We start from the raw sequence: 4,900 nt of genomic DNA, 5'->3' as shown, positions 1-4,900 counted from the left end.
TAAATCAATAGGAAAATATAAAATGACAGATGATAATAAAACGAAAGATAAACAACCAGCAAAAGTAATCGCTAAAGCTCCAGAAGATAAGGATTTTCCAGAGTTAAGAAAATTAACACATCAAGAAATGTATGATTTAATTGCTAAATTTTTACGAAAAGCTATTCCAATTAAAGGGGCTAAATTAACTATTGTCAAAGGGATGAGTAATAGAGTTTCAACACCTAAAGCACCCTTTATTGTTTTACAAGTTACAGACCAACATCAATTATCTAGCACTGAGACGCGTTATACAGATAAGCATAAAATTTTATGGTATCGATCACAAGTAACAGTCGACATATCATTTTTTGGTAGTAATAAAATTCCTGCTTTAGAAATGGGACAATCATTTGTTGTGAGATTTAATGATGCTTGGGCTAGCGAACAATTTGAAAAATATGAAGCACCTTTTTTTCCACTTTATAGTGATGATGTAAGAATTGAACCTGTGTTTACGGACGCAGAAGATCAAATTGCAGATAAATGCTCTACAAGTGTTTACTTCGAATATCACCCAGAGTTTGGAATTTGTACAGATAGTGGAAAAGAGATTATCATGGATATGGGTTTAGTAGATTCAGGTGAGTAAAATGACAAATGAATCGATTACGGTTTACTCAAGTAAACATAAGGAAAATTTAAAATATGATAATAATGGTGATGAGGGAGTATTAAAGGCTGAATTTGAATATTTGCGTTCAGTCATGTTTACTCCAGGAGCTCGTTTCTTCTTAGATGGCAAGCTTAGAATGTGGTATGCCGCTAAAATTGATAAAATGGCTAAGAAATATTTTAATAAAGTAGAAACAAGGCAAATGACTGTTCGACAAGCAGTAACACGAGCATCTAACTTTCGTAATGTCTGGATGAGTGTGGTAAGAATGGGAACACATCCTATTGGATTTGCTAAAGCTTTAGATTTAAAAGCTAAAGGTACTCCTTTAAGAAAACTTCTTGTAAAAAATACAGTAGATTGGTTTAGTCAAAAAGATTTGCCATCACATCTTTCTGAAGATGAAAAAAGAAAATTAGGCAAACCAATAGCAAAAGAAATGAATAAAAGGTTATCATATAAAGAAAAGATACAATTATACATAAAAGCAGACCCAACTATAAAAACAGAAATTTTAAAATATACCATAAAATCCGCAGGTCGAAGCAATTCCAAAATTACTGAGAGATTTAAAAATTTAAAAGGTTTTGAACTTATTGAAAGGGAGTTGTTAGTTGTAACTTTACTATTATCTTTGCATAATATTATCGTTGCAGATGATAAAGTTGCAGCAGCTGAACATGAAGCTATTTTATTAGCTGCTATGTATTCTGGAGGATTATTGGGAGGTGAAATTGGTATGTTACTGGGTGGTCCTGTGGGGGCATTAACAGGAAGTATTTTAGGTAGTGCTATAGCAGCGTTTTTAGTAGATTAGGTAAAAAATGAAATTTATTACAGATAATACTTTTTCATTAAAACCTGTTTTGAAATGGAACGGTTCATGTAGTGGGGAAAGTCGTGTTTTAATCAATGGACATCTTACTCGTTATAAAGTTTATGGAGAAATTTTATATAAGTGCATTCAAGTTTATTCTTATTATTTATTATTTATAACTTATGAAGAGGACATGATATATGTATCGAATGTTTATTTATTTAATAATAAAGAAAAGAAAATAGATACAGCCAAAATTTATGCTTCTTATTTACAAGATGATTTAAATGCTCTTTTTGGTTTGATAGATGAAGACACGTATTCTGGAGAGTTAACAGATTTTAAGTTTGTATCTTCTAATGAAATGACTTTTAAGTTTTTTAAAAGTATTTGGAAGTTAGAAATTTTAGAAAAACCACGTTGTTATTTATATTCAGATATGGATGATAGATCCTGTGGTCGTTTATTAGAAAGACCACCAGGATTAAGGACATATCTAAAATTTAGTATAATTTCTCAGCAGAAGTAATTTAGATTAGTCCACCATCAATTAACTTTAATTTTGGTGCTTCTTTTTGAGATATCTCTCTAATTTCTTGAGGATAATGGTTAGCAACATTTGGGTTCATATAGTAAGTAACCCCACGTCCATTTTTCTTTTTGATGATGGCATTTATGCTTTCAAGTTCCGTCATGATACGAGTAACATTTGCCGATTGTATCCTCAATTCATCGGCTATTTCTTGACGTGTAAGCATTATTTGACCTGTTTCACGATGAACATTATCAAACAGTAATGCCCATAACTTGACAGCGTTTAAGGGTCTTTTACTTTTAGAAGTTAACCAATTAACAACAGCTAAATTTTGTTCGGGGCTTATCATGATAAAAGTCCATGTATTAGGATCATTAAGTTTATTTTTACGTTTGATCTCCCATAATAAAGATGTTGCTTTGCTTTCATGTTCAGGGAATTGATCTAATAAAAATTGTAATTGTTGTATTAATTCTTGTTTTACTTGTTTGTCTTTAGGTTGTAGGCGTTTGATATGGGCTGACATGATAAAAGCCTTGTTAATAACATTTTGATTGTTGTCACAGTATGACAAGTATTGTTGTCACAGTATGACAAGTATTGCAAGAGAGTTTTTTACGGTTTTTCAACGATAATTGATGATTTTGAAAGTTACTAGATATAATAGATATATTATATCCCTCTATAGTCTCCCTTTTAAACTGTGGAAAACTCCAAAAATACATTTCAAATTTTATATTTAATTTTTTTTAAAACTTTTGCCTTCTTTCATAAAAAATAAAAAACATTTGTCTAAATATGAGAAAGCAAGATAATCTTTCGTTTTATTAAGTAATAAGAGGGCAAGGATATACAAACCATGGTTTGTACTCTTGTAAGGGGAAAATCCCCTTAACCCCTTTACAGCAAAGAAGAAGCTATGAAGAAACGAACCAAGAAAATTGAGATTATGACGAGTGATGAAGAGTATGAGTTATTACTTCAAAGAAAGACCAAAGCTCGATTGGCAGAATGGATGCGTGAAACTTGCTTAGATCAAAAACCTACTAAGCGTGTTTCTACTGTTGATCCATTGCTACTATATGAATTGAATAAGATTGGCGTTAATCTCAATCAAATTGCTAAAAAAGTTCAATTTGAAAAGCACAATATTGAATGGTTGGTTGAGATCATTCATATCGAACGGCAATTAACGAGTTTGTTAGAAAATGATTATTAAGTTTTTTCCTCATCCTAAATCGGAAGGTAGTCCTCGTGGGTCAATGGATTATTTGCTTAAGAAGCACAAGGATGAAGTTCAAGTCCTACAAGGAAACCCAAGACTTTCTGTGGATGTGGCAGAAGGGTTAGACTTTAAGAATAAATACACGGTTGGTTGTTTATCGTTTGAAGAACGTAACATTAATGATGTTTATAAACATGAAATCATGCAAAAGTTTGAAGAAACCTTCTTTGCAGGGTTGAAACCAGAGCAATATAATATTTGCTGGATTGAACATACGGATAAAGGAAGGCTTGAGTTAAACTTCTTTGTGCCGAATGTAGAGCTTGAGAGTGGAAAGCGGTTATCGGTTTATTACGACAAGTCAGATCGACCGCTTGCAGAGAACTTCAAGCAGGTTATTAATCAACACTATGGTTTAAGCGATCCAGACGCACCGCAGAAGCGTCAAATGACGGTTTCGAGTAGAAACATACCCAAAGACAAGAAAGTTGCTCAGGAAGCAATCAATGGGCTTTTACGTCGTGAACTCGAAAAGGGGCGGATTCAAACCCGTGAGGACGTTTTAAACTGTCTTACAGAGGCAGGATTTGAAATCGCTAGGGTTACATCCAAAAACATTTCTATCAAAACAGACGGGCAAAATTTAAGGCTTAAAGGGGCGATCTATGAGCAGTCTTTCGAACTCAATCGAGCAATTGAAGAAATACAGCGAGCAAAAGGACTTGGAAGCGAAGAAAGAACTTCTGAACGCTATAAGCAATCTACAGAAGGACTTGAAAAGGCAGTTGAACGAAGACGCACAGAATTTTCGAAACGATTTGGAAGAGCAAAAACAAGCCATACTGAAAGACTTAATCAAACTTTACAAGGTGCCGTTTTGGATACTGGTAGGGATTGGGCTAGTGTTGGCATTAGGGATGGTTTACTTCGCCAGAGAGGCAACACTTCAATACAATCAGATGGTAGATTGGAAGCAGTCGGCAGCTCTCTACAAGGAAAACAGCAAAGGGATGATGTTGGCAAACTGCAATTTATCGGACAAGACAAGCAAGATTTGTATTCAGATCGATCCTCAATACAAGGATCAAGTATTCGGAGACGATCAAGATTACCGAATTATCAAGTTAGGGAAGAACTAAATGACACCAACAGAGAAACTCTTGAAAGACGCATTAGACAGGTTGGTGAGGCAACAAAACGAGCTTATGAACAGATTAAGCGAACGGTTGAGCAAGTTAGAGCAGGAAAACCAACAATTGAAGAGCTTGCTCGAAAGGTCTTTAGACGCATTGAAGTAAAACTGCATAGAAAGGCTGAAAGACAAAGGCAGATGGAAGAAGAAAAGGCAAGAGTTAGCCTTGCACGAGGTAGAGGGCTAGGGATGTAGTTTATTGCGAGTAATGACAAAATGTGCTATGGTAAACACCATAATGTAATTGTCGCGTCTACAAGATAGATTGCAATATCAGATTTATAATAAACGACCCGTTTCGAGGTCGTTTTTTTATGGATAAATTCTAAAGAAAATCAAAAAATATCTCAATCAAAGACGCAATTACTGCGTCTTTTTTTATGGCTAAATCAATAGGAAAATATAAAATGACAGATGATAATAAAACGAAAGATAAACAACCAGCAAAAGTAATCGCTAAAGCTCCAGAAGATAAG

At 34.0% G+C, this 4,900-nt stretch carries 6 protein-coding genes; 5 read left to right on the top strand and 1 reads right to left on the bottom strand.

What is annotated here, in order from left to right; translation table 11 throughout:
* The 3 genes from PQG52_RS11345 to PQG52_RS11335 form a co-directional block, all read left to right on the top strand.
* Nucleotides 1-631, top strand: a 631-nt coding sequence (locus PQG52_RS11345) for a phage neck terminator protein (protein ID WP_340222234.1), incomplete at its 5' end; no start/stop codon positions are given.
* Nucleotide 632: 1 nt separating this feature from the next.
* Entirely contained in the window at nt 633-1,472 is an 840-nt protein-coding gene (locus tag PQG52_RS11340) for a hypothetical protein (protein WP_271829593.1), read from the top strand.
* Nucleotides 1,473-1,479: 7 nt separating this feature from the next.
* Nucleotides 1,480-2,001 carry a hypothetical protein gene (locus PQG52_RS11335; protein WP_271829592.1) on the top strand — a complete coding sequence of 174 codons (522 nt, stop codon included), beginning with the start codon at nt 1,480-1,482 and terminating at the stop codon, nt 1,999-2,001.
* Between the two features lies 1 nt (nt 2,002).
* Here PQG52_RS11335 and PQG52_RS11330 read toward each other — a convergent pair whose 3' ends face one another.
* On the bottom strand, nt 2,003-2,533 hold the full coding sequence (locus PQG52_RS11330) for a replication/maintenance protein RepL (RefSeq protein ID WP_271829591.1): 531 nt from the start codon (nt 2,531-2,533) through the stop codon (nt 2,003-2,005).
* A gap of 393 nt (nt 2,534-2,926) precedes the next feature.
* On the opposite strand from PQG52_RS11330, the gene PQG52_RS11325 reads away from it, so the two are divergent.
* Nucleotides 2,927-3,226: a plasmid mobilization protein gene (locus PQG52_RS11325; RefSeq protein WP_271829590.1), complete on the top strand. Its 300-nt coding sequence runs from the start codon at nt 2,927-2,929 to the stop codon at nt 3,224-3,226.
* A 43-nt stretch (nt 3,227-3,269) separates the two neighbouring features.
* Complete coding sequence (locus PQG52_RS11320; RefSeq protein WP_271829589.1) at nt 3,270-4,619, top strand: relaxase/mobilization nuclease domain-containing protein; 1,350 nt, start codon at nt 3,270-3,272, stop codon at nt 4,617-4,619.
* Nucleotides 4,620-4,900 lie beyond the last annotated feature (281 nt).

Origin of the sequence: Commensalibacter communis (assembly GCF_947179105.1) — a bacterium.
Lineage (GTDB): Bacteria > Pseudomonadota > Alphaproteobacteria > Acetobacterales > Acetobacteraceae > Commensalibacter > Commensalibacter communis.
The sequence above is the reverse complement of the archived record's forward strand: the minus strand, read 5'-3'. Positions and strand labels throughout refer to the sequence as shown.

Coding starts and splice junctions, on each gene's coding strand:
- PQG52_RS11325 (WP_271829590.1), top strand. CDS start 2,927: ATGAAGAAACGAACCAAGAAAATTGAGATTATGACGAGTGATGAAGAG.
- PQG52_RS11330 (WP_271829591.1), bottom strand. CDS start 2,533: ATGTCAGCCCATATCAAACGCCTACAACCTAAAGACAAACAAGTAAAA.
- PQG52_RS11340 (WP_271829593.1), top strand. CDS start 633: ATGACAAATGAATCGATTACGGTTTACTCAAGTAAACATAAGGAAAAT.
- PQG52_RS11335 (WP_271829592.1), top strand. CDS start 1,480: ATGAAATTTATTACAGATAATACTTTTTCATTAAAACCTGTTTTGAAA.
- PQG52_RS11320 (WP_271829589.1), top strand. CDS start 3,270: ATGGATTATTTGCTTAAGAAGCACAAGGATGAAGTTCAAGTCCTACAA.